Source organism: Anaerotruncus colihominis (assembly GCF_010206195.1).
GTDB classification, from domain to species: domain Bacteria; phylum Bacillota; class Clostridia; order Oscillospirales; family Ruminococcaceae; genus Anaerotruncus; species Anaerotruncus colihominis_A.
This window is the reverse complement of record NZ_VIQT01000009.1, coordinates 50,362-76,536: the sequence shown is the minus strand read 5'-3', so window position 1 is coordinate 76,536 and position 26,175 is coordinate 50,362. Positions and strand designations below refer to the sequence as shown.

At 53.0% G+C, this 26,175-nt stretch carries 20 protein-coding genes and 1 pseudogene; 3 read left to right on the top strand and 18 right to left on the bottom strand.

Annotated elements, in window-relative coordinates; translation table 11 throughout:
• Positions 1–19: 19 nt before the first annotated feature.
• The 7 genes from FMM72_RS04525 to FMM72_RS04495 all read right to left on the bottom strand — a co-directional run bounded on the left by FMM72_RS04525 (position 20) and on the right by FMM72_RS04495 (position 10,354).
• On the bottom strand, positions 20–2,707 hold the full coding sequence (locus tag FMM72_RS04525; RefSeq protein WP_162220738.1) for a DegV family protein: 2,688 nt from the start codon (positions 2,705–2,707) through the stop codon (positions 20–22).
• Positions 2,708–2,757: 50 nt separating this feature from the next.
• On the bottom strand, positions 2,758–5,307 hold the full coding sequence (locus FMM72_RS04520) for a hybrid sensor histidine kinase/response regulator (RefSeq protein ID WP_162220737.1): 2,550 nt from the start codon (positions 5,305–5,307) through the stop codon (positions 2,758–2,760).
• Entirely contained in the window at positions 5,304–5,666 is a 363-nt protein-coding gene (locus tag FMM72_RS04515) for a response regulator (RefSeq protein ID WP_162220736.1), read from the bottom strand. The genes FMM72_RS04520 and FMM72_RS04515 overlap by 4 nt, the downstream gene beginning before the upstream one ends.
• A 790-nt stretch (positions 5,667–6,456) precedes the next feature.
• Positions 6,457–7,242 carry an HpcH/HpaI aldolase family protein gene (locus tag FMM72_RS04510; protein ID WP_160208319.1) on the bottom strand — a complete coding sequence of 262 codons (786 nt, stop codon included), beginning with the start codon at positions 7,240–7,242 and terminating at the stop codon, positions 6,457–6,459.
• A 59-nt stretch (positions 7,243–7,301) separates the two neighbouring features.
• Entirely contained in the window at positions 7,302–7,907 is a 606-nt protein-coding gene (locus tag FMM72_RS04505; protein WP_160208318.1) for a TRAP transporter small permease, read from the bottom strand.
• 13 nt (positions 7,908–7,920) lie between these two features.
• Positions 7,921–9,225, bottom strand: coding sequence for a TRAP transporter large permease (locus tag FMM72_RS04500; protein ID WP_160208317.1), 1,305 nt, complete (start codon positions 9,223–9,225; stop codon positions 7,921–7,923).
• Positions 9,226–9,304: 79 nt separating this feature from the next.
• Positions 9,305–10,354: a TRAP transporter substrate-binding protein gene (locus FMM72_RS04495; RefSeq protein ID WP_243157728.1), complete on the bottom strand. Its 1,050-nt coding sequence runs from the start codon at positions 10,352–10,354 to the stop codon at positions 9,305–9,307.
• Positions 10,355–10,632: 278 nt separating this feature from the next.
• On the opposite strand from FMM72_RS04495, the gene FMM72_RS04490 reads away from it, so the two are divergent.
• Both FMM72_RS04490 and FMM72_RS04485 read left to right on the top strand, forming a co-directional pair.
• A complete protein-coding gene (locus FMM72_RS04490; RefSeq protein ID WP_162220735.1) occupies positions 10,633–11,643 on the top strand; it encodes a LacI family DNA-binding transcriptional regulator in 1,011 nt (336 codons plus the stop codon).
• Between the two features lie 159 nt (positions 11,644–11,802).
• Positions 11,803–13,422: a xylulokinase gene (locus tag FMM72_RS04485; RefSeq protein WP_162220734.1), complete on the top strand. Its 1,620-nt coding sequence runs from the start codon at positions 11,803–11,805 to the stop codon at positions 13,420–13,422.
• A 150-nt stretch (positions 13,423–13,572) separates the two neighbouring features.
• On the opposite strand, the gene FMM72_RS04480 is transcribed toward FMM72_RS04485, so the two are convergent.
• The 9 genes and pseudogenes from FMM72_RS04480 to FMM72_RS04435 form a co-directional block, all read right to left on the bottom strand.
• Positions 13,573–14,541, bottom strand: a complete 969-nt coding sequence (locus FMM72_RS04480; protein WP_162220733.1) for a D-2-hydroxyacid dehydrogenase — start codon at positions 14,539–14,541, stop codon at positions 13,573–13,575.
• 35 nt (positions 14,542–14,576) lie between these two features.
• Positions 14,577–15,692: an AbrB family transcriptional regulator gene (locus FMM72_RS04475; RefSeq protein WP_257431914.1), complete on the bottom strand. Its 1,116-nt coding sequence runs from the start codon at positions 15,690–15,692 to the stop codon at positions 14,577–14,579.
• 20 nt (positions 15,693–15,712) lie between these two features.
• A complete protein-coding gene (gene leuD, locus FMM72_RS04470) occupies positions 15,713–16,195 on the bottom strand; it encodes a 3-isopropylmalate dehydratase (RefSeq protein WP_162220731.1) in 483 nt (160 codons plus the stop codon).
• Between the two features lie 3 nt (positions 16,196–16,198).
• The gene (locus FMM72_RS04465; RefSeq protein ID WP_162220730.1) at positions 16,199–17,440 is read right to left on the bottom strand and encodes a 3-isopropylmalate dehydratase large subunit; all 1,242 of its coding nucleotides are present in this window, start codon (positions 17,438–17,440) and stop codon (positions 16,199–16,201) included.
• Between the two features lie 31 nt (positions 17,441–17,471).
• The gene (locus FMM72_RS04460; RefSeq protein ID WP_162220729.1) at positions 17,472–18,338 is read right to left on the bottom strand and encodes an isocitrate lyase/PEP mutase family protein; all 867 of its coding nucleotides are present in this window, start codon (positions 18,336–18,338) and stop codon (positions 17,472–17,474) included.
• Between the two features lie 21 nt (positions 18,339–18,359).
• On the bottom strand, positions 18,360–20,237 hold the full coding sequence (locus FMM72_RS04455) for an NAD(P)/FAD-dependent oxidoreductase (RefSeq protein WP_257431959.1): 1,878 nt from the start codon (positions 20,235–20,237) through the stop codon (positions 18,360–18,362).
• Between the two features lie 116 nt (positions 20,238–20,353).
• Positions 20,354–21,746 (bottom strand): annotated as a pseudogene (locus tag FMM72_RS04450) (tripartite tricarboxylate transporter permease).
• Between the two features lie 71 nt (positions 21,747–21,817).
• Positions 21,818–22,291: a tripartite tricarboxylate transporter TctB family protein gene (locus FMM72_RS04440; RefSeq protein WP_162220725.1), complete on the bottom strand. Its 474-nt coding sequence runs from the start codon at positions 22,289–22,291 to the stop codon at positions 21,818–21,820.
• A gap of 111 nt (positions 22,292–22,402) precedes the next feature.
• Positions 22,403–23,446: a tripartite tricarboxylate transporter substrate binding protein gene (locus tag FMM72_RS04435; protein WP_160208304.1), complete on the bottom strand. Its 1,044-nt coding sequence runs from the start codon at positions 23,444–23,446 to the stop codon at positions 22,403–22,405.
• Positions 23,447–23,677: 231 nt separating this feature from the next.
• Between FMM72_RS04435 and FMM72_RS04430 the strand changes: the two genes are divergently transcribed.
• Positions 23,678–24,556 carry a LysR family transcriptional regulator gene (locus tag FMM72_RS04430; RefSeq protein ID WP_162220724.1) on the top strand — a complete coding sequence of 293 codons (879 nt, stop codon included), beginning with the start codon at positions 23,678–23,680 and terminating at the stop codon, positions 24,554–24,556.
• A 53-nt stretch (positions 24,557–24,609) separates the two neighbouring features.
• Here FMM72_RS04430 and FMM72_RS04425 read toward each other — a convergent pair whose 3' ends face one another.
• Positions 24,610–25,701: an isocitrate/isopropylmalate dehydrogenase family protein gene (locus FMM72_RS04425; protein ID WP_160208302.1), complete on the bottom strand. Its 1,092-nt coding sequence runs from the start codon at positions 25,699–25,701 to the stop codon at positions 24,610–24,612.
• A 241-nt stretch (positions 25,702–25,942) separates the two neighbouring features.
• A complete protein-coding gene (locus FMM72_RS04420) occupies positions 25,943–26,116 on the bottom strand; it encodes a hypothetical protein (protein WP_162220723.1) in 174 nt (57 codons plus the stop codon).
• Positions 26,117–26,175: the final 59 nt, after the last annotated feature.

The following is a 26,175-nucleotide window of genomic DNA, read 5'->3' as shown; positions in this document are numbered from 1 at the left end:
GGGGCGATATGCAGCCCCATCACTGGTCCGCCATCTGGAAAAAGGGCCGTGCGGTATCATCTCTTCTCATAAACATCAGGCCAAAGGATTCGGGACCGCAGTTACTTGCAATGGCGGAGGATGCCTTTTGCAGATAAACCCGTTCAAAGGGACAATATTGCTGCACCAGATTCTGAATATGCTGAAGCTGGCTCTCATCCATCCCGGAATATGTGATGAACAGGATGCGCCGGTCGATATTTCTGGTATCCTGAAGCGTACGTCGGATATATTTTTTGGCAGCGTGGGAAAAACTGCCCATCACCATGCCGCCTACTGTCATCTTACTCTTTTTCAGCACAAGGATCGGGTGCAGCAGCAGCGCATCGCAGAGGATCTGTACCCTCTTTGATATGCGCCCGGACTGGCACATCATATGGGTGCTGTTTATGATAAATGCGGAAGAAATAAACCGCCTCATCCGCTTCACAGCCTCCACGATGTCGGCTTTTGCTGCGTGATGCTCCGCCATATAAGCTGCACACAGCACTGTCAGCCCCATACCGCTGGAAAGATGCCCGGAGTCAACCACTGTGACGTTTTCAAAGGATTTTGCCGCTTCAAGCGCATTCTGATACCCTGCGCTGACATGCTTTGCCATCGCAATATGAATCACGTTCTGCGCCTCTGTCAGCTTCTCCGCAAAGAAGCGCTCATAGTCCTCTACCTCAGGCGGCTGGGAATATCCATTCCGTCCTTCGATAATGTGCATCAGCAGCTCATCCGTCTTCAGCTCCAGGTCATCCAAGAACCGGCCCTCATCCGTACAGACGTAGTATGGACAAATGGAAATGTCAAATTCCTTTCTGAGAGACTCGGGGAGATCGCACACACTGTCTGTTGTAACCATGATAAAGCGTCTTTTTACCTGCTCAAAAATCAGCATATCCTTATCGATGTCCGACTGCGTTGCCTCTTCGTTGATCTGCACCAGCTCCTTGGGGAGAATGCTCAGCACAGCCGCCTCCAGCAGAGCTCCGCTGACCGGCTTGGCCAGATAGCCGCTGAAGCCCTCTTTCCGGTAGAGGAGCTGGTTATCGCTGCCTGCGTTGGCGGTCAGAGCCACCACAGGCACATTCTGACAAAGGCCGCCCGGCTGCACCCGCAGCGCGTGGAGGCACTCGATTCCATCCATCCCCGGCATCAGGTGGTCCATGAGAATGCAGTCGTAGTGGTGGTTCTGGGTCAGCTGCAGACATTCAATCCCGTTCGCAGCCGTGTCAATCTGGATTTTTGTCTCCCCCAGAAGCTTGCTGACCACCATCAGGTTCATATCGTTGTCGTCCACCACGAGGATGTGGGCGTCCGGCGCCTCAAAGCTCTGCTGATACGTCTCGCCCTCATGGACTCTTGCGCGGGAGGCCAGCGTAAACGTGCCAAGCTCTTTTTCGTCAATAATATCCTGATCCAGCGTAACAACAAATTTTGAGCCCTTGGTATAGACGCTGTTTACACTGATCTCGCCGCCCATCAGCTCCACCAGCTGCCGAACGATGCTCAACCCCAGCCCAGTCCCCTCAATGTAGCGGTTCTTTTCTTCATCCACCCGCCGGAACGCGTTGAAGATGTAGGGAATATTCTCCTTCTTTACCCCCTGCCCGGTGTCCTCCACGGAATACCAGACCCGCACCCTGTTGACCGTCTGGCGCTCGCATCGGATGGAGAGTGTGACAGAGCCCTCGCTGGTGTACTTCACCGCGTTATTGAGCAGATTGATTAGGATCTGCTTGATGCGCACCTCATCTCCGCAGAGCATACTGGGAATGGAAGGGTCCACCTGCAGTTTAAACTCCAGGCCTTTTTCCTTTGCCTTAATCCATATCATATTGACCAGTTCGGAAAAGAGCGCGCCCGTTTCATAGGAGACGTTAATGATCTCCATCTTTCCGGATTTGATCTTGGAGAGGTCCAGCGTGTCGTTGATCAGAGTCAGCAGGAGCTTGCTGGCCCCCTGGATATTCCGCGCGTTCTCTGCCACATCCTTTGAGATAGCCTCCCGCAGAATAATCTCATTGAGACCGATGATCGTATTGATCGGCGTGCGGATCTCATGGCTCATACTGGAAAAGAAGTGGTTCTCCGCCCGGTTCAGCTCCTCAATCTCCTTCTTCTGCTGCTGGGAGATGGCGTTTTCCTCCTCATACATCCTGTTCAGGAACATGAGCAGCACGCTGGTAAGCAGCCCAACCATAATCATGGAAAGGGCGGAATCAAAGAAGGTGTTGGCGTGAGGGTTTTGCACAGCGACATCTGGGTAATAAAAGGCAATGCCGTAACAAAGCAGGGTCTCCGCCGTGCACAGCCCGAAAAACACGATCATGCGCCTTCCCTGCAGGGTAATGCAGACGTAAATAAAGCACAGGACAAACCACTCCGGCACACCGCTGTAAAATCCGCCCGCAGAAAAAAAGGTGATGGGAAACAGCGAAAGCAGCAGTACCGCAATCGCTGTAGCCCCCGTTTGGATGCGCCCTTTCTGGATGCTGAATTTTGTAATAAGCGACATTGCGACAAGGCCCACGATCAGCAGCACGATATTCAAAATACTTCTGCCCATAGGCAGAGTAAATATCAGCGCGATCATGCAGATACCAGTTACAATACGGAACATGCGTTCACGCAGACTGGTCCTGTGATCGGTGATGATCTCAAACCATTTTTTTATCACGTAGTCCTCCACCCCTCAAAATATGGTTTTTGAAAGAACGGCGCGGCGCGTTACAGCGCGGCGAGGTGCGTACAGAGCTCCTCATACGCGCTCATCACCTCAGCGTGGTGCTCCTTGATAAAGTCGATGTCGTCTCTTTTCCCGGCCAGCTCCAGTTCCTTTGCCTGTGCGGAGAGCTTTTCCGCACCGATGGTCAGAGACGTGCTCTTCAGCGCATGAGCCTTGACCGTATAGTCCGCCCAATTAGCGCTCTCATACAGGGAGACGAGCTCCGCCAGCTTCTCCTTGCTCTGGGCCAAAAACATCTGCAACATTTCACGGTAAAAATTTTCTTCCCCGCCGCAATAATTCAGACCGAGCTCCACATTAACGCCCACCTGTACAAGCTGGTCACAGGGAATCGCTGAGCCGTCTGCCGGAGACATCTCCGGCCGGCCGGCCGTCTCGGGCATCGCGGCGTGTTCCGCCGGCCCGGTCTGTTCGACCGTCGCTTGCGGCTCCTGCTCTACAGGGGCAGCGCCTGCGTCTACTGTGGGCCGCGCACTGTACCGGATACAGCTCTTGGGCAGGACCCTGCGCAGCACCCGCTCTAAAACAGTGCGATCAATGGGCTTTGGTACGAATTCCGTGAATCCCTCGCTGCGGAACATCTCCCTTGCGCCGCTAACTGTGTTTGCTGTCAGCGCGATCATTGGCAAATCGCGATAGATCTCATTCTGGAGCTCGCGGATCCTTTTCAGCGTCTCCACGCCGTCAAATCCCGGCATCATATGGTCTAGGAAAATGATGTCATAGGATGAACTGCCGCACCGCTCTATGGCCTCTCTGCCGCTTAAACAGGTATCCACCTCAATCCCGTAGCTTCCCAGGACACCCTTCGCCACCACGAGATTCATCTCCTCGTCGTCCACCGCCAAGGCCCGCACTCCAACACAGGTAAAGGGCTTCCGGCCTGCGGCCTGATCCTCCACAAAGCCCCGCTCCCCGAGCTCGCCATTGAGCAGGTTGGCCACAGAGAGAGCAGAAAAAGGCTTATGTATAATCAGCAGCTGGCTGCCGCTGTCCAGAGTAAACTCCCTCTCCGCAATTACGACAACCCGGATTGTATCCGCCAGGCCCTCATAATATGCCTGGTTCTCCACATATTCCTCCTGGACAATAAACACATGGGTCAAAGCGTGGCTGCGCTTCACCTTGAGCAGGCCCTCGAAATTGTGCACCTGGTACCCCTGGATACCAAGCCCCTCCATCAAATTCAGAATCAACCCGTCATAGTATCCCCGGACCTCGTCGCAGCTGTACTTCTCAGGCCGGAAATAGCATGCGATGCAGAGCTGCTCCGGGTGGTTAAGCATGATACAGGGCCGTTCGTCCGTGACGCCCTGGGGAATCACAATATGGGCGTGCAGGCCCTGCTGTTCTTTGCCGTCAAAATGAATGAAGCCGCCCATGGCGTTCAGCAGTCCCCGGGCGATGGGCAGCCCCAGCCCCAGCCCTCCCGCGAGACGGCTACTGCCGGAGTCCGCTTGGTAAAAGACATTATACATCTGTGTCAGCTGGGAGTCCGTCATGCCAATGCCAGTATCGCAGATGTTAATAATGAGATTGATGCCATACTCCTCCCGCCGGAATCCGATGCGGACGTTGACGCCGCCTTCCTCCGTGAATTTGATGGAGTTCTCCACCAGAATCTTGAGCACATGAGAGATTTTCTCAGCGTCCCCCGTGAGGACAGCCGGCACCTTTGGATCAATATCAAACACCAGCTCCAGGTGCTGACGGTTGGTCTGCAACGCGGTCATCGTGATCACATCGTTGAGCACCGATGTAATCATATAGTCCTCCTTTGCCGGCGTCAGCGACCCCTCCACGATCTCCGTGTAGTCCAGCATATTGTTAATCTGGTTGGACAAGCGCTTTCCTGCCAGCTTGATGGAGGACATATCCGCCCGGATCTCCGGGGACAGAGCCTTACCAAGGGCTACCTCACTGATTCCGATGACCATGTTAATCGGTGTGCGGAGCTCATGGGATATATTAGACAGAAAGACGGCGTTCTGCTTCCCTGCTGTCTCCAGTTCCGCAAAGACACTTTCATACCATTTTCGCTGCGCTCTGCGCTGGTTGATCCAATATCCCGCAAGCACCGCCGCACTAAAGGTCACCACAACACCAAGCCCCAGGCGGAATACCTCCTGGGGCTCCAGTTGATAGGAGATGGTATGGAGGATCAGCCCATGATACAACAACTCCAACACATACAGGGATATGATCACATGCAGAATCCATTTTTTATTGAGCATAAACAGGGTCAGGATCAGGACGCAGGCCACGGCGGGTATGTCGAAAAGGCTGGTCTCATGTACGCCAAAGAAAAAGAACTCTGTCAACAGCAGTCCAGCGCACAGATGCTCGTAGAACCTATCTGAAGCGGCCCTTGCAATGTGCAGGATCCATACACAGAAGCATCCCGCCATTATCAGCGGGACCATCCAGAGCTCCCATGCCATGACCACCGTAACCAGCACCAGAATTGAACTGAATACCGTAGTGATGACAGCAAGCAGCAGGTGCCTGCTTGTCAGATCTCCCACCCTCATCGCTTTGCAAGCTCCTGAGCGACTCGCTTGAGCAGATCATGTGGCACGAAGGGCTTGATCAGATAGTTCACCGCGCCCAGCTTGATGGCACTTACAACGTCATCCTCCAGCCCGGATGCCGTTAAGAAGATCACAGGCACATCGGCGGCGACATTCTTCATGCGCTCGAAAGTCTCAAAGCCGTTCATCTCCGGCATCTCAATATCCAGAAGGACCAGATCAACCTTCTCTCGCTCTAACTTATCCAGCGCCTTTATCCCGGAATCCACCAAAAGCACCTCGTACTCGTTGTCCAGGATCCACTTTGTCCGCGCCAGATTCATGGGGTCGTCATCCACCACCAGAATGCGTTTTTTCATGGTATTTCCTCCCTGCTTTGTTGCTGAGTGTGTTTCAATCCTCAGAGGTATTCTAACATGGGCATTGGGAGAAAATCAAGCCCATATTTGGCAAGGGAATGCCCCGACAAGGAGTCAAAGAGAATCGAAGGTGGGGAAAGGATGAGAAGAATCAGGGCAGCGGGAAAAAGCGGGATTTTTCAACACCAAAACGATTATAGGCATGAACAAAAACAAAGAGAACAGCAGCCAGATTTTCTACATGTGCTGCTGCGGGCAAGGGTAAGGGTGCAGTGACGCAGGCCGGCATTAACACCCTTCACAGTGAAAGTGTTCTTTTTGTTATTATGATTTCAAGTAACCCAATGCCTTTTCCGATTCTAGATTTTCAGGATTAAGGTCTCCGTTCCCCCATACTGCCCCAGAAACGACTCTACATGCACACATCTTTATTACCCCTGTCAAGATACGCTCCTTTTTACCATGCCGCTTGGTCACACGAATAGCCAGGCTGGTTGCAAGCATTCTTGAGAACCTGTCTTGCCGGGAAAATCCCAGGTTTCAAGAAATGCCTGCTGGTTTGACCAGTAGGCATTTCTTGATGATTTATAATCAAATCAATTCCGATATCCGCTCAATAGAGATGTTGATACCAATGTGCTGCCGAGTAAGCAGATCCGTCCAGTCTCTGGTTATAGAGAGATCACAGAGAATAGCGGTATCTCCTTTTTTTATTTCAGCAGATTTATCAGGTTTATTAAGATCTCCAGACCGTATCTCTGTCTTCAAAACAAGGATACAAAAAACCAAGTTATTGGTTGCGCTGGGCTTCGAACGTCCGTGCCTTTGTTACCGCCTGCTGGCTCATACACCAAAAATAGTCGGCGGGAGTGCCCATGGAAGCAAAGGTAGCGCCCTGATCAATCCAAAACTTGATCAAGTCATAATTGACGCCAATGGATATACCGAAGGGGACATGGTGGGCCTTGCAGGTATCAATGATCTTTTGCATCAGCCCTACTACCTCGGGGTCGGTGAGCCGCCCCATCTTACCGATGGAGGCGGATAAATCCATGGGACCACAGATGATTCCATCCACCCCGGGGACCTCCAGGATTTCATCCAGGCGGTTAACGCCGTCCACATGTTCACACTGGAGCAGCTTCAACACGCTGCGGTCGGCCTGGGCCAGATATTTCTCCAGGGGCATATTGCCGTACTGAATGGCACGCAGGGGGCCAAACCCCCTTACTCCCCGGAGCGGGTAAGTACATATAGAAACACAATGCTCCGCCTCCTGGGGCGTATTTACCATTGGGAAAATGATACCGTCCGTCCCCACCTCCAGTACAGGCTTGGCGTTGGAAATGTCATGATTCTGCACCCGGACAAAGGCTGCGCAGCCGCCGGCATTGGTAGCCACGATAGCATTTTGCACCATTGGCATGGTCATGCCTGCATGTTCGTTATCAATCCATACATAATCATAGCCTAAAAAGCCGCACATTTCATAGTACCAAGGTTCCGTAGTGGAACAGTGAGTGCCAAAGCACAACTGTCCAGATTCCATTTTTTCACGAATGTGATCAAGTTTCATAGTTCAACTGTTTCCTTTTTAGTTTATTCATTTAGCGGCGCGGAAGCCCGCGCCAAAGCTTACTCGGGAGGGTTCTCTTCCTGCTGAAGAGCCTCAGCGGCTTCAGCAATCGCCTTAGCGTCATCATCCTGCTTCATGGCCTCGGCCTTTTCTGCATCCAGCCGGCGCGTGACCGCGCCGTGGGTAACAATGTCCATGACACTGAAAATCAGATCCCGGATGGTAAAGAGCGCCATAAAGAAGGAGGAAACCGGGACGCAAGAGTAGAAATAGCTTTTCTTCATAAAGTGCAGGGTGTACATGGCAGCATCAGATTTCATACAAAGGCGTACGCCAAAGTAGAAGATCACGGTATAGGTCGCCAGCATCAGAGCGGTGGAAATGACTGCCATTACCCGCCCGGCAACGGTGCCGTGGAAGTGGTCAGTGAGAATATCCACCACAAAATGGCCTCTGGTACGGACCAGCTCTGCCGAACCCAGGAAAATCATCCAAACCAGAAAAAACTGGATCGTCTCATCAATCCATTTGGGGTTGTAGGTGATAAATGGCAAGCGGGTAGAAATGTTTAGGATAAACAGTGCGAACACGACCCCCAAACAAACGGAGGCAACACCCCGCATCAGGACGCCCACAATGTTCTCAAATTTATTCCAGTACTTCATGCGGGAATCCTCCTTACACAGAACCCAAACCGGGCAGGAACAGGGATAGCGGGCTGATAAAAGCGGCCAACAGGGCCACCGTGATCATAATAAGCACAAAAGGGACCGCTTCTTTGGCGATTCGCATAACCTTCTCCCCGGTAATACTGGACAGGACATACAAGTTTAAACCCACGGGAGGAGTAATCACGCCTACAGACAGCGAGATGCACATGACTACAGCCAGTTGAATAATGCTGTAGTTATACGCCTGGGCCAGAGGGACAAAAATGGGGACAGTGATCATCAAAATAGCGGTGCCCTCCATAAAGCAACCCATAATGACCAGCATTAAAATAATGATAAGCAAAACAGGAACAATGCTGCCAAAAACACTGACAATGGCGCTTACCGCCTGCTGGGGGATGCGGGTGCGCAACAGGACGTATTGGAAAAAAGAAGCGGTGGCAATGACGAACATGATTTGTGCAGAGGATTTGGCGGTAATCCAAAAGATATGGGGAAAATCCTTCAGTTTGATTTTGCGATACTTGAATATTCCCAGCAAGGCAGCATACAGAGCCGCTACCGCAGCGGCCTCTGTGGCAGTAAACAAGCCGCCGAACATGCCGCCCAGCACGATTACGGGAGTAAACAGCGCCCAAATGGCCTTGCCAAAGTAGCGCAGGCGTTCCTTCATCGGGACAGCGGATACTTTACCAAAATTTCTCTTTTTACAGGTGTAGCTGGCATAAGCGATAAACATGGCGCCGATAATCACCCCAGGGATGGCCCCGCCCATAAACAGATCGTTTACGGAAACCCCCACCTTGGGATCTGAAATCATGCTGGCAAACAGGATCATGGTGATGCTGGGAGGAATGATAGGTCCCAGACCGCCCGAGGCAGCGATGGTAGCGCAGGAAAAGGGCTGTTCATATCCTGTCTTGCGCATCTCGGAAATGGCGATCATGCCGATACCGGCAGCCACCGCGGCGGCCGAGCCAGACATCGCGGACATAACCATACAGGAGACAATGGCAGCGTTAGCCAAGCCGCCCCAACGATGGCCCAGGCAGGCCCGGGCAAACCCAAACAGGTCTTGGGAAATACCGCCGGCGTTCATAAAGTTACCCATGAGCAAAAAAAATGGAATGGACATCAAGGTAATGCCGCTGACCTGGTTAAACATCCCCTGTGGCAGAGACATCATATTGGACATCGTGGCCTCTCCCAGGGAAAAATAGGCGCCTACGGAGACCAAGGCCATACTGCATGCGGTGGATACGCCAATGAACAGCACCGCCAGTACCGCAATAAACATAATAAACATGATCATGATGGTAATCTCACTCTCCTTTCAGCCGTGAAGGTGCCGCACCGGCGGCAAATGGCGCTGAGGGCCTTTTACCTGTGATTCAAGCGCTCTCTGAAGCGGCTTTCACAGCGGCCATCAGGTTATCCAGTTCATCCTGGCCGCACAAGGAGGCTATTTCCTCATAGGCTGGGGCCATCTTATCTATAAAAGACTGCTTATCCGGGGTGGTCACATTCATGCCCTTATTTTTCAATGTCTCTATATCTGCATCCTCGCCGTCAGCAATGAGAGTCCGAGTTACTTGCTGCGCTTCCAGAGCGGCATTCTGAATAATTTGCTGAAGTTCGGGACTCATCGACTCCCACAGCGACTTGTTTATCAGCAAGGTTTGTACGTCAAAGAAGTGGCCGGTGAGGGCCAACTGGTTTTGGCACTCGAAGTAGGAATCAGCTAAAATGGTGGCCACGGGGTTTTCCTCAGCCGCCACCACCCCCTGTTTTAAGGACTGGTACAGCTCGGAATAGGCGATGGTCTGTGTGTTGCATCCAAGCGCATCAAAGGTGGCCAGAAGTCCGGCGGATCCGGGAACCCTGATCTTGACGCTATCCAAGTCGTCAGCAGAGTTGACTGCAATGTCGTTGGTCGTAACATGGCGGAAACCATAGTCAAACATGGCCAGGGCATGCATATTCATCTGCGTTCCCACATCCTCATTAATCCAGTTCAACACATAGTCGTCCATGACCTTATGGGCATGGTCGTAGCTGTCAAAGAGGAATGGAGCGGCCAAGGCGTTAAGTTTTGGCATATAGGTGGCCATATTGCTTTGGGAGGCGATGACCATATTCACATCGCCATCGGTATAACAGCTCTCGATGAGAGCGGGCTGATCCCCCAGTTCGCTGGCGGGATAGATGGTGACTGTGACCTTCCCGCCGGTCTGTTCCGAGACAATATCGGCAAACGTCTGGGCGGCAGTATTATGCGCATGGCTGGTTGCGGCGGAGTGGGCCAGAGAGATGTTCAATTCGGGAAATCCCCCCTCCTGCGCATCACTGCTGGAAATATCGCCTCCAGAGCCGCAGCCGGCCAGCAGAGACAGGGAGAGAGCTGCACCCATACCCAAGGCCAAAATCCGATTCCATTTCATGTTTGAATTCCTCCTTTTCAACTGCAACAATAGGGTGTGTAAGTGGTGCGATTCTTCACAGGAAATCATTTCATGCCATGCAGTGAGGTGAGAATATTTTGAATACATCCTCTTAATTCAACAAAATTCTACTGCAATGACATCATGAATATATCATATACTCCAAAAACCGTCTATCTAATTTCATAAATTTCAGAAATTTCATGAAAATTACCTTGCTTTTTTGAAAAGGAGAATTTATGATAGAGAAGTAAAATACAGGCGGGAGCAAAATTGCCATGATCATTCTTCAAAAGACCATCGCCGAACGCGCGGGAGTGTCCTATGCTACCGTTTCCCGCGCCTTTACCAACAGCGCCAAGGTAAAGCCGCAAACCATGCAGAAGATCCGCAACGCCATGCAGGAACTCGGTATTGCCGATGGCGATGACATGTTGCTGGGAAAGGGTTTCGTATCCAAGGCGGTGCTTGTCATTGTCAGCGACATTTCAAATTACTTTTACTCCAAGGTGGTCAAGGGTATCTGTGAGGGGCTGGACCCTCTGGGATATACGGTTGTACTGTGCCACTGTGGTCTGGACGCCAATCGGGAACTGGCAGCCATGCGCCGCGCCATGGAAAATGGCTATTCCGGCATTATTATGATTACTGTAACCGCAACGGAGGAGATCGTGCAATTGCTGCAAAGCTCATCCATCCCCATTGTACTGGTCAACCGCTATATCTCCGCCTTGGATCTGGATACGGTGCGCATCGACAACTATCGGGGAGGCTATATGGCAGCCCAGTATCTCTGGGAGCGGGGGCACCGCCATATAGCTATGCTCACTGGAGTAAAAGGGTCTGGGACTGCATCTGATCGCTGCCGGGGGTTCTCAGAGGGGCTGCAAACCTACGGCCTGTCCTTTTCTAGCCTGGATATGGTATATGGGGACAACACCCGGGAGAGCGGACGAAAATTTGCCGACTGGCTGTTGGCTCAAGAAAAACCCTGCACCGCTGTATTTGTGGGCAACGACTATATGGCCGCAGGAATGGTACGCCGTCTGCGGGACGCGGGACGGCGGGTGCCCGAAGACTACAGCATTTTATGCTTTGATGACTCCGACTTGGTAGACGAGGAAGGGTTGGATCTGACCACCATCAGCTGTGACCCGGTGGCTATGGGACTCTCCGCCGCCGACATCTTTTTGCAGCGGCAGGGCAACCTGCTAGGCCGCCGTTTCCGCATCGTGTACTCCCCCAGTTTGAAGGAGCGCAGCAGTGTACGCAACATCGCAGAGGAATAAAAAAACAGTTGTTTCACAACTGTTTTTTTGCGCATCTGCCCGCTCTGCGGGCAGATGCATTTAAATCAGACGGCCCCGTGTTGAGGACAGCGCGGATGGTCAATTTTCACAGATTGCTCCGCAGTCTATGAAAAAACATCTAAAAGGAGGCCTGTTTCCATGAATGTCACAAAAGATATCGCCCAAGGCCGCTGTTGCCTGGGTATCGAGTTGGGTTCTACCCGTATCAAAGCCGTATTAATTGGATCTGACCACTCCCCTGTGGCCTCGGGCGAGCATGGCTGGGAGAATCGGTTGGAGGGTGGTATATGGTCCTACCGCATGGAGGATGTATGGACAGGACTCCAGAGGGCTTATGCCAAGCTGCGCGGCAATGTGTCCGCCCAATACGGTGTGGAACTTACTTCCATGGCCGCTATGGGCTTCTCTGCCATGATGCACGGATATGTAGCTCTGGACAAGAATGGAGAACTGCTGGTCCCCTTCCGCACCTGGCGCAACACCATCACCGGACAGGCCGCCAAAGTTCTAACGGAGCATTTCCAGTTCAACATTCCTCAACGATGGTCCATCGCCCACCTCTATCAGGCCATCCTCAACGGAGAGGCTCATGTCAAGGATATCCGCTGCCTTACCACCCTGGCGGGATACGTCCATTACAAGCTTACCGGCTGTCGGGCAATCGGAGTTGGGGAGGCCAGCGGTATGTTCCCCATCGATAGCCGCACCGGGGATTATGATCAGACAATGACAGACGCTTTCGAAGCTCTAATAGCTGAGAAGCACTATCCATGGAAGCTGCGGGAGATCCTGCCGCAGCTTCTCCACGCCGGCCAGTCCGCCGGAACCCTCACCCCGGAGGGAGCCAGGCTTTTGGATCCGACCGGCCTTCTGTCCCCCGGTATCCCCCTGGCGCCCCCTGAAGGAGATGCGGGCACCGGCATGGTGGCTACCAACACCGTGATTCCCCGCACCGGCAATGTGTCCGCGGGTACCAGCGTGTTTGCTATGATCGTGCTGGAGAAGCCCTTATCCAAGGTCTATTCTGAGATCGACCTGGTCACCACCCCATCCGGACAGCCAGTGGCCATGGTTCATTGCAACAACTGTACCAATGAGATCAACGCCTGGGCACAGGTATTCAAGGGATTCCTGGAGGCTCTGGGGCAAACCCCTGACATGAACACCGTTTTCTCCGCCATGTTTCACTCAGCTCTGGCCGGCAGAGAGGATGCCGGCGGGCTGACTCTTTATAACTACCTGTCCGGTGAACCAATCACCGGATTAATGGAAGGATGTCCTCTATTGGTTCGCACCCCTTTGGCCCAATTGGACTTTCCCAACTTCATGCGGGCCCAGCTCTACTCCGCCCTGGCCACGCTGAAGATCGGGATGGATATTCTGTCGGAGGAACATGTAGCTGTTAATCGGCTGTTGGGCCACGGAGGCTTCTTTAAGACTCCGCAGGTCGGCCAGCGCATCATGGCCGCCGCCACTGCTACCCGTGTTTCTGTCATGGAAACCGCCGGAGAGGGCGGTCCCTGGGGTATGGCCCTGCTGGCGGCCTATCTGGTAGAGAAGAAATCCGGACAATCCCTGGAGGACTACCTTGACAACCAGGTTTTTGCCGGACAGACTGTGGTTACTTTGGAGCCCCGGCAGCAGGATGTAGAGGGTTTCAACCGGTTTATGAGGCAATATCGCAGCGGTCTGGCGGTGGAACGTCAGGCTGTGGAGAGCTTAAAAGCAAACACACACCGATTACCCGCTTTACTATAATCTATAAAAAATTGGCCATCCGCGCCGTCCCGGGCGCGGGGCCGCTTGATTAAAATGTTCTTTCTGGACTCCCTGACACAAGCCGGAGGTTCTCAATTGCAATAAAAAGCACACAGGTTTACCTGTGTGCTTTTTATTGCGGCGCATATATCAATTGTTTACAACGTTGATAGGCTCCCCTGCGAGAAATTCCTGTAGATTTCTGACTGCAATATCCAGCAAACGCTGGCGGCTTTCCCTGCAAGCCCAGGAAATATGCGGCGTAATGATGCAGTTTTTTGCTTGGAGTAACGGATTATCCGCGCGGATCGGTTCTGTGGAAGCTACATCCAGCCCGACGGCGTACACCTTGCCGGAATTCAGCGCGTCGCAAAGATCCTGCTCATCGATCAGAGGACCGCGGGAATTGTTCAGGATAATGACGCCGTCCTTCATCTTCTGTATGGTTGCTTGATTGATCAGTCTCTCCGTAGATGGAAAGAGCGGGCAGTGCAGTGCAATCACGTCTGAGGCGGCAAGCAGCTCGTCCAGCTCCGCATAGCGGCATGTCTCTGAAACCAGAGCGGGATTTTGATGAGCGTCGTATGCCAGCACCTTCATGCCTAATGCCTGGGCAAGCTTTCCTGTGGTCTGCCCGATTCTGCCAAATCCGATAATTCCCATGGTCTTTCCTGCAAGTTCAATCTGTGGATAATCCCAAAAGCAGAAATCCGGGCAGCTTGCCCACCGTCCCTGATGAACGGCTTGGCTGTGATGCGCCACATGGTGGCAGATTTCCAAAAGCATGGCGATGGCAAATTGTCCGACTGCCGCCGTGCCATAGGTGGGGATATTTGAGACAGGAATGTTCCGTTCCCGGGCGGCTGCAACATCCACCACATTATAACCCGTCGCCAAAACACCAATAAATTTCAGGTTTGCCGCCGCACGGATTACATTTCCAGAAAGCGGCGTTTTATTGGTGTACACCACCTGCACATCGCCTATCCGGCGAAGGATCTCCTCCTCGTCATCCACAGGCGTGCGGTCATATACCGTCAGTTCCCCCAGTTTTTCAAGATCCGCCCAGGAAAGATCGCCCGGATTTTCCGTATAACCATCCAAGATCACAATTTTCATGGTTTTTCTCCCATCGCTCACTTTGTTTATATTTTTTACAAAAGCCGTTCCATCACGCTGATAAATGAGGGGAAAAGAAAAATCACCACCATAATGCGCACCACATGCAATAGCGCCACCTTCGTACTGTCACACTCGAACTCCTGCGCCATCAGCGACATTTCCTGTATGCCGCCCGGGGTACTGATCAACAGACATGTGAGCCAATCCAGATGCGATACCTTGCGCATCACAACACCCGCAAAATAAACAAATACAAACATCCCCACGAGCATAATGGCCACCGGTATTAACAGCTTTGGTAAAATTCCAAGCGTACTGGCGTTCATCTGCGCACCGACATACGCCCCCGCGCCGATCTGCGTAGCCGTCTTTACAACAGGCGGCATATACGCAAGCTTTGTAAAAATAGACAGGCACGCTGTCGCTACGATCGCGCCAATCAGCGCGCCGGCCTTCACGCCCATCTGCCGGAATAAGAGACCGCCTGTGACGGCAACGGCCACCGTTATAAAAAAACAACCAAGTTCGGTGGCATGCATACGTTTCCCCACCGTTTTTTTCGTTGACACGGCCGCGGCCGGCCGCTCTCCCTGCGCCAGTGGAAGAATGTTTTTCTTCTTCATAATTAATCTGTAAAACGTAGGCATGAATGTGACAATGCACACGATCCGAAGCATCTGTACAATGGAAACATCCATGGTATTCGCCCCATAATCAGCGGCGATCAGCGCCATGTCCGACATTCCGGCCGGCGCGCTGCAAAAGAACGCTGTCAAAACATCTAACCCGCCCAAAAAGTGCATCAACAGGCCGAATACCGTATTGAGCAGCAGCATACTGAAAATCTGTACCAGGCCGGGCAGCACCATTCTGCGCATATCAGAGATGTCTTTCGACGTTATTTTCACGCCTACCAGAGCGCCTGAAAAGAACTGAACATACGTTTTGTATTCCACCGGGAAAAAACTTCGCCCTGTCAGAAGGCCGAAGATCACAACGGCGACCACCGCGCCGGTCATCGCGCCCGCCGGAATACGCAGCCGCTTGGCAATCAGCCCGCCCGCCGCCGCCACCAGCAGTGTAACCATAATTTGCAACATTTCCGTTTCACGCTCCCAGAGCCGATGCCGGCGCGCTCGCCATTTCATAGCAGGCGCGCCGCTGGCTTTTACTTCAGCGTATGATGCTTTTTATAATAGTTCAGCAGACCGCCTTCAGAAATATACCCCAAGACCTGCTTTGGAAAAGGCGTAAAGCCAACCGGAGCACAGTCGTTCACCTGGATGCGGCTATGTTCCAAATCCACTGTCACCGTGTCGCCATCCCTAATTTTGGCATCGCACTCCAGTGGGAGCACGCCCATATTGATGCCGCTTCTGTAAAAATGACGGCTGAAAGACCGAGCGACCACACAGCGTATTCCAGCCGCCCGCATCACAAGAATGATCTGTTCACGGGAGGAACCGCAGCCGAAGTTTTCTCCCGCCGCCAGAATATCCCCCTCCTTATAAACAGATGCGAAATCGCTGCGGCATGCCTCGAAAAGATATGGCACCGCATCCGCCTCGCTATTTACTCCGGCGAGGCGATTGCCGCCGATGATCTGATCTCCGCTTACATTGTCGCCCAATACGATTGCTTTTCCCGTCATGCTTCAGCCCTCCCAATCCGTAATAAATCCATGCAGCGCTGAATAAGCCGCCACCACTGGGGACGCAATATAAATCTGCGCCGCCTTGCTTCCCATCCGGCCGGTCAGGTTGCGGTTCGTGGTGGATACCGCCACCTCACCGTCCCCCAATAAGCCGTTGTGGATGCCCGCGCAAGGACCGCAGCTCGGCGGGAATACAGACGCTCCCGCCTCGGCCAGTATTTGCAGCAGGCCGTCTGCTTTCAGGGCGCTTTCCACCTCCATGGAAGCCGGGAATACAAGCAGGCGCACATCTGGCGCAACCTTTTTTCCATTTAAAATCTGTGCTGCAAGCGCGATATCCTCATACCGGCCGTTTGTGCACGAGCCGATGACCACCTGATCCACTTTGATATGGTTGAGCATCCTCGCTTCCACAGCGCAGTCGATATGAGGCGGCACCGCTACCAGCGGCCTCATTTCGGATACATTCAGTATGATATTGCGTGCATATTGTGTCCCTGCATCCGGCTCCACACCCTGTACGTCCGTTACGCCGTGCGCCTTTAACCAGCGGCGGGTCACATCGTCGCACGGCATGATGGCCCCCTTAGCCCCGGCCTCGATCATCATGTTGCACAACGTAACACGGCTGTCAAAGCTGATCTGTGCAACCGCATCGCCGCCAAATTCCACGCACTGATACGCAGCCCCGGATTCACCCAGGATTTGCAGCAGCTTGAGCGCCAGATCCTTTCCAAGCACATTGCGCGGCAAATCCCCGACCAACTCCACGCGGATGGTCTGCGGGACCTTAAACCAGCACTGGTCGCACGCAAACACCACAGCCGCCTCCGCCGCGCCCACACCAGTACTGAACGCATTGAGCGCGCCATATGTACAGGAATGGGAATCCGTCCCAACTGCAATACACCCCGGCCGGATCCGGCCGGATTCCAGCATAGCCTGATGACATACACCCTTGCAGACATCCATCAATTCAACGCCCTGTTCTTCGGCAAAACGGCGCAGCCGTACATGTTTTGTAGCCGCCGCCGCATTGGGACATGGAGCAAAGTGGTCCAACGCCACCAGATGATTCTTTGGCGAACGAACCTGATCCGCAATCCCTGTAAAATTTTGTATCGCCGCCGGCCCGTTAACATCATGGATCATGCAGGCATCCGCCTCCACGACCACAATCTCACCCGCCTGGACCGGACGGCCCACCTTGGCAGCAAAGATTTTTTCCACAACCGTAGCCATTATTTTCTCCCCTTATTGTAAAAACACCGGCCTATTTGGAATATTTGTATTCCATCGCTTCGTACTCCGACACCTTCGTCAGTTTCTGGAATTCCGTCAGCGTAGCCAGGCTATCAAGCTTTTGCTGTGTATTCCCGTCTTTATTCAGGCAATCCATCGTCTCAAGCGCCTGCTTGAGGAACAGGGAGCGCAGCGTCGCCGGATACAGGACCAGTTTTACTCCCAACTGACGGAATACCTCATGGGAATACCGATTCAGTTCGCCGGTATCGTTGATGTTTACCACCAGGGGACCATGCACACCCCGCGCCATAGCCTCGACATCCTCAATGGAGGAGCATCCCACGACAAACGCTGCGTCAGCGCCGGCTTCCAGATAATCGTTCGCACGGCTTATAGCCGTTTCGCGCCCATAGCTCACCAGCGCGTCGGTCCGCGCAATGATACAGAAATCGGGGTCCTCCCTGGCTTCGATACCCGCTTTGAGCTTACGCAGGTACTCCTCCTTTGGTACGACTTCATGCATCCCGCCGTAATAGGCGCACTTTTTAGGCGAGATCTGATCCTCGAGATGGATGCCCGCTATTCCGCCCCGTTCAAATTCATGGAGCGTGCGAATAAAGTTCAGCGGCTGCCCATATCCAGTGTCCGCGTCAGCGATCACCGGGATCTCCACGGAATGAGCGATATGCGAGGCCGACTGCGTCACCTCCGACATGGTGAGCAGCCCCATGTCGGGCAGGCCAAACATTGAAGCCGATACCGCGTTGCCTGAGATCAGTGCCGTATGAAAGCCGGCCTTTTCGACCGCCATGGCGCCGATACAATCAAATACACCGGGGGCAAAATAGGTTTCCCTGTCCCGGAACATGTTTTTCAGTACTGTTCGCTTATTCAAATTACGCCGCCCCTTCCTGTCTCATATCTGGGCCGCGACGCGCGCCGCCTGATGAATCGCATCCAGCGCTACGCCCGGCTTTTGGGCGTCGCCTACAACGTAAATACACGTCTGCGGCAACAGTTCCTTTACCTGTTGACTCAACATATCCGCCGGCCTGCGGCCTGCGGCCAGCACGACGCCATCTACATTTTTAATCGCATAAGAGTAATCCGCGCTGCACACCTGTATCTCGTCCGCGTCGATACGCTCTACCTTTGTCAGAAGCCGGACCGTTACATCCTTCTCGGTCATACGCTGCATCAGAAAATGCCGCCGGCTCTTGTTCAGACCGCCCGCAACCTGGTCGCTCATTTCAATAATCTCCACATGGCAGCCGTTTACCGCCAAATAGTCGGCCGCCTCACAGCCAACCAGGCCGCCGCCGATCACGACGATATGTTTGCCCTCCATCATCCGCCTGCCTGCAAGCACATCGTCGGCCGTCGCCACGATCTGCGCGTCCAGCCCCACGATGGGCGGCATTGCCGTTGTACTGCCCGTGGCTACGATCAAGACATCCGGCGCCTGCTTGGCCACCAGCTCCGGGGTTACTTCCACATTGTAATGAATCTCGATTCCCGCCTGCTTCAGCGCCTCTACGCGAAAATGCGTCAAATCGTTCATACGTTCCTTTTTCGGCGGAAGCGACGCCAAGTTGAGCAGGCCGCCGGGCGCGGCCTCTTTTTCGTACACTGTCGGACGAAATCCACGCAGACTCAGATCGTATGCGGCCTCCAGACCTGCCGGACCTGCGCCCACGATCATAATTTTTCGCTGCGCCTGCTCCTGGGAAACCGGCAGATAATTCAGCGTACTTTCAAAACCCAGACGGGCATTCTGCATACAGCGGATTTTTTTATACACCGCCGCATCGCGGCAACCCTGGTTGCACCCGATACAACGGCGCACTGGCCCAGGTACACGCCCCTCATATTTCGCCACAATATCCGGGTCCGCAAGCTGCGCACGCGCCAACGCCGCCAAATCCGCCTTTTTGCTTTTGATAACAGCGTCGGCCTCCTCCATCGTGGCAATGCGATCCACCGCGATGACAGGAACGCTGACAGCGGCCTTCACCGCCGCCGCGCTGTCCACATTGAACAGATCGTCCATATCCATCGGCATGGAAATGGCATATTCGCTTTCCGGCATACCGCAGGAAACATGGAGCGCATCCGCTCCCGCCTTTTCCAGCAGGCGGGCAATCTCTACGGTTTCTTCGATTTCACGGCCGCCCTGTACCATCTCATTGCCGCTGATACGGAAAATCAGCGGGTAATCAGCCCCGGTTTTGCGCTTGATGCCCTCAACGATTTCAACCCCGAAACGCGCGCGGTTTTCTGTGCTGCCGCCATAAGAGTCGGTACGTTTATTGTAGAAGGGGGACATGAACTGCGCCACCTCATGGGCATGCGCGCCATGAATTTCAACGCCGTCCACGCCGGCCATTTTGGCGCGCACCGCACAATCGGCATAACTTTCGATCAGGCTGTGGATGTATTCAGGTGTAAAATCGTTGACGTCATCGATAGCAAAGCCACGACCCGCCTGGAATTTTGCCGGATGCAGTTGGCAAAATAATTTCGCGCCATGCTCATGGACCACGGCGACCAGCTTTTCCCACCCAGGGATATAGCCGTTATGCGACAGCGCCGGCCGGCCAGGCCCCACCTTTCCATGGGGGCTGCCGGGAATAATCAACAACCCTGCGCCGCCCACGGCGCGCTCATGGACATACTCTATCATCGTTTCATTGATATATCCTTCCGAATCACAGAAGAACACACACATAGAAGGGAAAACCACCCTGTTTTTCATTTCAACGTTACCAATCCGTACTGGATCCAATACACTCATCATAAATCAATCATACCTTTCCACTGCGTGTAAAAACATACTGAACGCGCTGTATACGCAGCATGTACTATTTTCCTTTTAACACGTATATTTCATAGCATTATTCAGTTGCCAAATCAGGCTTTCTGTTCCTTCTTTCTCCCCTTCACCAAACCAAATACCACGGACGCCACAGTCAGTACCAACAGCGCCAACGTGATGGGATGTTCGACAAATGTCATCAGCGAACCTTTGGAGAGCAGCATCGTGCGGTGCAGATTGTCCTCAACAAGCTGCGACAATACAAAGCCCAACACCGTCGCGATGGGATTAAAGCCGGCCAGCTTCATAAGATATCCTAAAAACGCACAGACAATCAGGATACCGACAGCGAAAATGCCCTCATTCAAAGCCAGGGAACCGACCACAAGCAGACACAAAATGATCGTATTCAGATAATGCGGCGGAATGGCCGTTACCTTTACCCAAGGCTTCATCATAAGCCGGCCTACGATCAGCAGGCAAGGACAGGCCAGAAGGATGCCCAGGAATACCGCGCCCAACGCCTCGGGGTTGTTCTGTGAAAGCAGCGGACCGGGGCGCATACCGTGCATCACCATAGCGCCCAGCATAATTGCAGCGGATGTGGAACCGGGGATACCGAAGGAGAGCAGCGGAACCACCGCCGCGGGTACGCAGGCGTTGTTCGCAACCTCGGGCGCAAGAATACCGTCTGGGACGCCGGTACCGAATTTATCGCCGTCCTTGGAAATACGGCGGCCCTCGTTGTATGCGATAAAAGAAGCCACGGTAGGACCTGCGCCAGGCATAACGCCCACTACGATTCCGAGCACCATGCTGAAAAGCGATACTTTGATGCCGGCTAAAAATTCCTTAATTGTAACAAATGTATAGTCCAGCTTGCCCAACATACTGGATACAAGATTCTTTTCCTGTATCTGTACGATGACCTGGCCGAACAGTTCAGCCGCCGCCACAAAGCCCACCACGGCAGGCACGTCGCTGACGCCGTCGCCAAGCTGGATCATCCCCATGGTAAAGCGCGTCATCCCTGTAAAGTTATCCGATCCGATGCTGCCCAGCATAACGCCCAGGATGATGGAGATAAAGCCCTTGGCCATATTTTTCTTGGACATGCTCACCACTGCGGACAGCCCGAACAGTGCAAGGGCGAAGAAAGCCGAAGGGTCGAGCATCAGGGAAATCTTGACCAGGACACCCAACAGGAACACGCCCAGGATTCCGCCAAAAAAGCTGCCGAAGCTGCCGCCCGTCCAGGGCCGTGGGGGCGTTTGCCGGCGTCCCAGGCACGCCAAGAAGGATGGCGGGAACTGAACCGCCGTACTCCGCGCCGACATAAGTCGCTGCCAACAGCATGAATGCGTTCACCGGTTCGAGCGCGATTGTAAACGGCATGATAAGCGACATGGCCAGAGAAGCTGTGACGCCGGGCAGCGCCCCTCCAAAAATTCCCCATATAACGCCTGCCGTTACCCATACGATACTCATGGGCGAAAACGTGGAGAATATCTCTCCCCAAAGCTGCATGGTCGTCAATGATGATTCCTCCTCTCACTTCATCAAATCAAAAAGCCGCTGGGCAGATCCGCCCGGAACAGGACCTTAAAGAGCACATAGCACACAGCGGCGATCACAACGGAAGGGAGCAGCACGGCCGTTGGCTTTTTCCAGGACGCGCCCATGATGCAAAAACAGACAGACGCAAATAAGAATGTGGAAAGCAGGTATCCTAGGATCTTCATACCCACAACATACAGCACCAGCAAGCCAATCACAAGCAGGAAGCATTTGATGTCCTTTGGCGTAAAGTTTGCCGGGGTATTCGCTTCTTCCGATTTATCAAGCAGCGCACGCACCAGAATCCACGCGCTCAAACCAATCAGGATCACCGCCAAAAACTGCGGGAAGCCCGCAGATCCCAAAGGTTCAGGCGTCAACGGTTCCGGCAGGCGGGCCGCAGCGTAGAAATACACCAAACCAAGCGCGATCAGCAAAATGGCCGATATGGTATCCACATATTTCTTTTTCTTCATGAAACGCAATCCTCCTGAACACAAACAACATTTCTTAAGAATTGCGCCAGGCGACAGCCCGCCTGGCGCAATTCACGCTGTACTTTTCAACAAGCACTCCCCAAAAGGCGGTTATTCGCCGGACCCATACTTCTCAATGATTTCACGTACAACCCTGTCCTGCTCCCCACAAAGCGCCGTGAACTCTTTAATGTCCATCCAGCCGTCAAGCGTACTGCCATCCTTGAGATACTTCTGGAAATATTCCGTTTGGGAGGACTGGGAGAAAACACCTTCCCAATAAGCAATCGCCTCCAAAGGCGTATCTTTCGGCACCGCAAGGCCGCGCCACTGCGGGAACGCAAAATCGATACCGGATTCGATTAATGTGGGGACATCCTCAAAGCCCTCTATTCTTTCAGATTCGGCAAACGCGATGGGGACAATCTCGCCCGCGATAATTTGATCGTAGCACTCGCCGAACTGCCCTAAAACAGCATCCACATTGCCGCCCAATACACCTGTCAGAGCCTCGCCGCCATCGCTAAAGGGTACAAAGCTGACCGCACAGTCCAGTGTGTCCGCCATGATGGTCGCACCCATCCACGCGGGTCCGCCACTGGCTTCGCCTGCAATGGTGACCTTACCTTCCTTATATGCCTGCTTGAAGGATTCAATATCCTGATACGGGCTGTCCTTATGCACGCACAGCACCTGTGGATCCAACTGGAACCGAACCAGAGGCACCAGATCTGTGCTGGGGTTCATGCCGTTGTTGGCATTGTAGTACCACAAAAAGTTCGTGGGGGTGATCACGATCAGCGTGTGCCCGTCGTTTTTACCTTTCTGTACATAGGCCCATACGGCGGAACCAGCGCTCCCTTTTTTGTTCTGCATAAACATATTCGCGTCTACAATGCCCTTACAGGACTCAATAATCGCGCGGCCGATTACGTCGCCGCCGGAACCAACTCCGGAATGGGTGACAATCTCAACGTCCTTCGTGGGCGCCCATGCCGTTGTTTCGGCCTGCGTATCTGCGCCGGAAGCAGGGTTGGCAGCGGAAGCGGCCGGAGCCGTGGAAGCAGCCGGCGTATTGGATGAGTTGGCGCTGCCACAGGCCGCCAGGCTAAATACCATCGCTGTACAAAGCAGTATGCTGAACAACTTTTTCATTTTGTTCTCTCCTTTTTCAAAATAAATGTTCTTATAAATCGGCGCAAAGTATCCCCAGCGCCAAAATGCATTTACAGTACTTTCTCTCCGCAATTCCTCCTTATCAATTTATTCTTGCAAAAAAGCACAGCGTATATTAAACTGAATCTGTCTCGGATCAGCCAAACGGATAGCTCATTCTTACATTGCCTGCAAAAACCAACGTGATAAAAGCCAAGGAGGTTTTCCAGTATGCTTTTAAAGGAGCTTGCCTATATTCTGGCGGTCGAAAAGTATGGCAGCATCAGTGAAGCCGCAAAGCATCTGTATATCTCACAGCCCGCTCTCAGCAAATATATCCACACCCTCGAAGAAACGCTGGACACAAAGCTACTGGAAAATGTAGGACGCAGTGTAATCCTCACCGACGCAGGCCAGTACTATACGCAGGCTGCACGGGATATGCTGGCGATCTATGACAACATGTCAAAAAACATCTTGCGATCAGACAATATGATTCATGGCTCCCTGCGGATTGGGGGCACCTTTTCCCGAAGCCCGATGCTTCTGCCCGAGGTTCTGGCCAAATTTCATCAGGAGTATCCCAATGTTGAGCTTCTTCTGTCTGAGGAAAACTCGTATCATCTGGAATCAGGGCTTGCCAACGGCATCATTGACCTGGTCGCTGCAAAAGGCCCTATCAATCCCCTTTACAAGTTTGCCAGCTTTCCGCTTTTCACCGAGGAGTTTCTGCTCGGCCTTCCAAATACGCATCCGGCCGCTGTTAAAGCCGTGTATACCGACGGCGCGCCCTACCCCTGGCTTGATCTGCGCGAGCTTTCTCAGGAATGCTTTCTTTTGCTCAAGGAGGGCCATCATACTCGTTTTCTGGCCAACCAGCTTTTTTCGCAAAACGATTTTTCTCCCACGCGCACCATTGTGACGGCCAATACAGATACTGCCATGTGTATGGCGGCCGCCGGGCTGGGCGCTGTGTTCGTTCCCGGTTTTTTCGCTTTGAAAAGTCAGTATCAGCAGTCCGGCCTGCGTTATTTTTCAGTGGGCGCACAGCCCTTGCAGCGCGGATTTTCATATTATGTACCGGCAAAATGCGCATCTCACCAAATATGAAAAACGGTTCATTCAACTCATGCAGGAACACTGTCAGACGCTTCTTTCAGCGGTCACGCCATAGTCCGTTCTTGCAACAGCCGGCACATCGCCCGTCCCATTTCAGCCGTAGACGCCGTACCGCCCAAATCCACAGTCACGCTTGCCGGATCTTTGAGCGCCCCTTCCATGGCCGCTTCCATTTCAGCCGCCGCTTTCAGCGCCGCTTTATCCTGCTTACGCCCGGCCAGCCAGGCCAGCATCATCTGTGCGGATTTTACCATAGCAAAGGGATTGGCAATCCCTTTGCCGGCGATATCCGGCGCCGAACCGTGTGTGGCCTGCGCCATACAGTATTGTGGACCGGTGCACAGCCCCGCCGCCATGCCCAGGCCGCCCACCAATCCTGCCGCTTCATCTGAGAGGATATCGCCGAACATATTGGTGGTGACAACAACATCGTAATCCTGCGGCCGCATCAGCATCTTCATGGCAAAGGTGTCGACCACCACTGTTTCAAATTCGATATCGGGATACTTCTGCGCCACTTCACGGCAGGAATCTATAAACAACCCGCACCCCAGCTTAAACACGGTGTTTTTATGGACAGCCGTCACCTTTTTGCGTCCGCCGCGGCGGCGCGCCAACTCAAATCCTTCCCGCGCCACCAAGGTACTGTTGCGTCTTGTGATTACGCGTAGGGAAAGCGCCATGTCGGGCGTCGGCATACAATCGCTGGTCCCCCGGAACATATTCCGATCCGGTTGAAAGCCTTCGTTGTTTTCGCGGATGATCACCAAATCCACATCTGGGTTTATACAGGAAATTTGCGGATAGGATTTGGCCGGGCGGACGTTGGACACCAGGTCGTATTCGCGCCGTAATATCGGATGCGGGTTAAAGCACTGGGGTTGATCCTTTGGATATGCCATGTGCCCGATGGGACCTAAAATCCATCCGTCCAAGGTATATAGGGCTTCCCGCACTGCGGGCAACAGCGTGATCCCGTGCTCAAGAAACGAGGTGTAGCCAATGGGCAGCGGCGTCCATTCGATCTGAATCTGCGGATATGGGAGCACTGCGGCTTTCAATACGTCAACCGCCACCGGCACGATTTCCGGGCCAATATCGTCTCCATTCAGGATGCCGATTTTATAACTTGCCATGATCTCTGATATCCTCCTCATCTTTAAATTTCTATGTCTGATTCCAGCAGTCTGATCTTCTGCAAAAACCTCCATATTTTCTACAGTTTTTATCACGATATCGTGTTTTTTTTATTTTTTCTTACTATAGTAAAAGTATAACTGTTTTAATCGATAATTAAAAATACATAATTTTCATCAAATCAATAACTTTTGGTTTTGATTTCAAAGCTGCCTCTTTTGGATTGAACGCCATTTCAGACTACAGTGGGCGACAGGCTTTTATACGGTATATGAAACCGCCTGCGGTGCGGCGGCGTGTCGAAACAGCTCTTAACTTTTGATATATTGGCATATAAAGAAAAAAGGAGCCGGCCCAGGCCGGCTCCTTTTCTGAAACTGTAATATTCCTTTCTTTTAAAGCACCATCCATCATACAAAAAATCCCCCTTAGCGGGGGGATTTTTATTTCCATTTGCATCGCAGGGGAACAAA

Coding starts and splice junctions, on each gene's coding strand:
- FMM72_RS04520 (WP_162220737.1), bottom strand. CDS start 5,307: ATGAGGGTGGGAGATCTGACAAGCAGGCACCTGCTGCTTGCTGTCATC.
- FMM72_RS04515 (WP_162220736.1), bottom strand. CDS start 5,666: ATGAAAAAACGCATTCTGGTGGTGGATGACGACCCCATGAATCTGGCG.
- FMM72_RS04510 (WP_160208319.1), bottom strand. CDS start 7,242: ATGAAACTTGATCACATTCGTGAAAAAATGGAATCTGGACAGTTGTGC.
- FMM72_RS04505 (WP_160208318.1), bottom strand. CDS start 7,907: ATGAAGTACTGGAATAAATTTGAGAACATTGTGGGCGTCCTGATGCGG.
- FMM72_RS04500 (WP_160208317.1), bottom strand. CDS start 9,225: ATGATCATGTTTATTATGTTTATTGCGGTACTGGCGGTGCTGTTCATT.
- FMM72_RS04495 (WP_243157728.1), bottom strand. CDS start 10,354: ATGAAATGGAATCGGATTTTGGCCTTGGGTATGGGTGCAGCTCTCTCC.
- FMM72_RS04490 (WP_162220735.1), top strand. CDS start 10,633: ATGATCATTCTTCAAAAGACCATCGCCGAACGCGCGGGAGTGTCCTAT.
- FMM72_RS04485 (WP_162220734.1), top strand. CDS start 11,803: ATGAATGTCACAAAAGATATCGCCCAAGGCCGCTGTTGCCTGGGTATC.
- FMM72_RS04480 (WP_162220733.1), bottom strand. CDS start 14,541: ATGAAAATTGTGATCTTGGATGGTTATACGGAAAATCCGGGCGATCTT.
- FMM72_RS04475 (WP_257431914.1), bottom strand. CDS start 15,692: ATGAAATGGCGAGCGCGCCGGCATCGGCTCTGGGAGCGTGAAACGGAA.
- leuD (WP_162220731.1), bottom strand. CDS start 16,195: ATGACGGGAAAAGCAATCGTATTGGGCGACAATGTAAGCGGAGATCAG.
- FMM72_RS04465 (WP_162220730.1), bottom strand. CDS start 17,440: ATGGCTACGGTTGTGGAAAAAATCTTTGCTGCCAAGGTGGGCCGTCCG.
- FMM72_RS04455 (WP_257431959.1), bottom strand. CDS start 20,237: ATGAGTGTATTGGATCCAGTACGGATTGGTAACGTTGAAATGAAAAAC.
- FMM72_RS04440 (WP_162220725.1), bottom strand. CDS start 22,291: ATGAAGAAAAAGAAATATGTGGATACCATATCGGCCATTTTGCTGATC.
- FMM72_RS04435 (WP_160208304.1), bottom strand. CDS start 23,446: ATGAAAAAGTTGTTCAGCATACTGCTTTGTACAGCGATGGTATTTAGC.
- FMM72_RS04430 (WP_162220724.1), top strand. CDS start 23,678: ATGCTTTTAAAGGAGCTTGCCTATATTCTGGCGGTCGAAAAGTATGGC.
- FMM72_RS04425 (WP_160208302.1), bottom strand. CDS start 25,701: ATGGCAAGTTATAAAATCGGCATCCTGAATGGAGACGATATTGGCCCG.
- FMM72_RS04420 (WP_162220723.1), bottom strand. CDS start 26,116: ATGATGGATGGTGCTTTAAAAGAAAGGAATATTACAGTTTCAGAAAAG.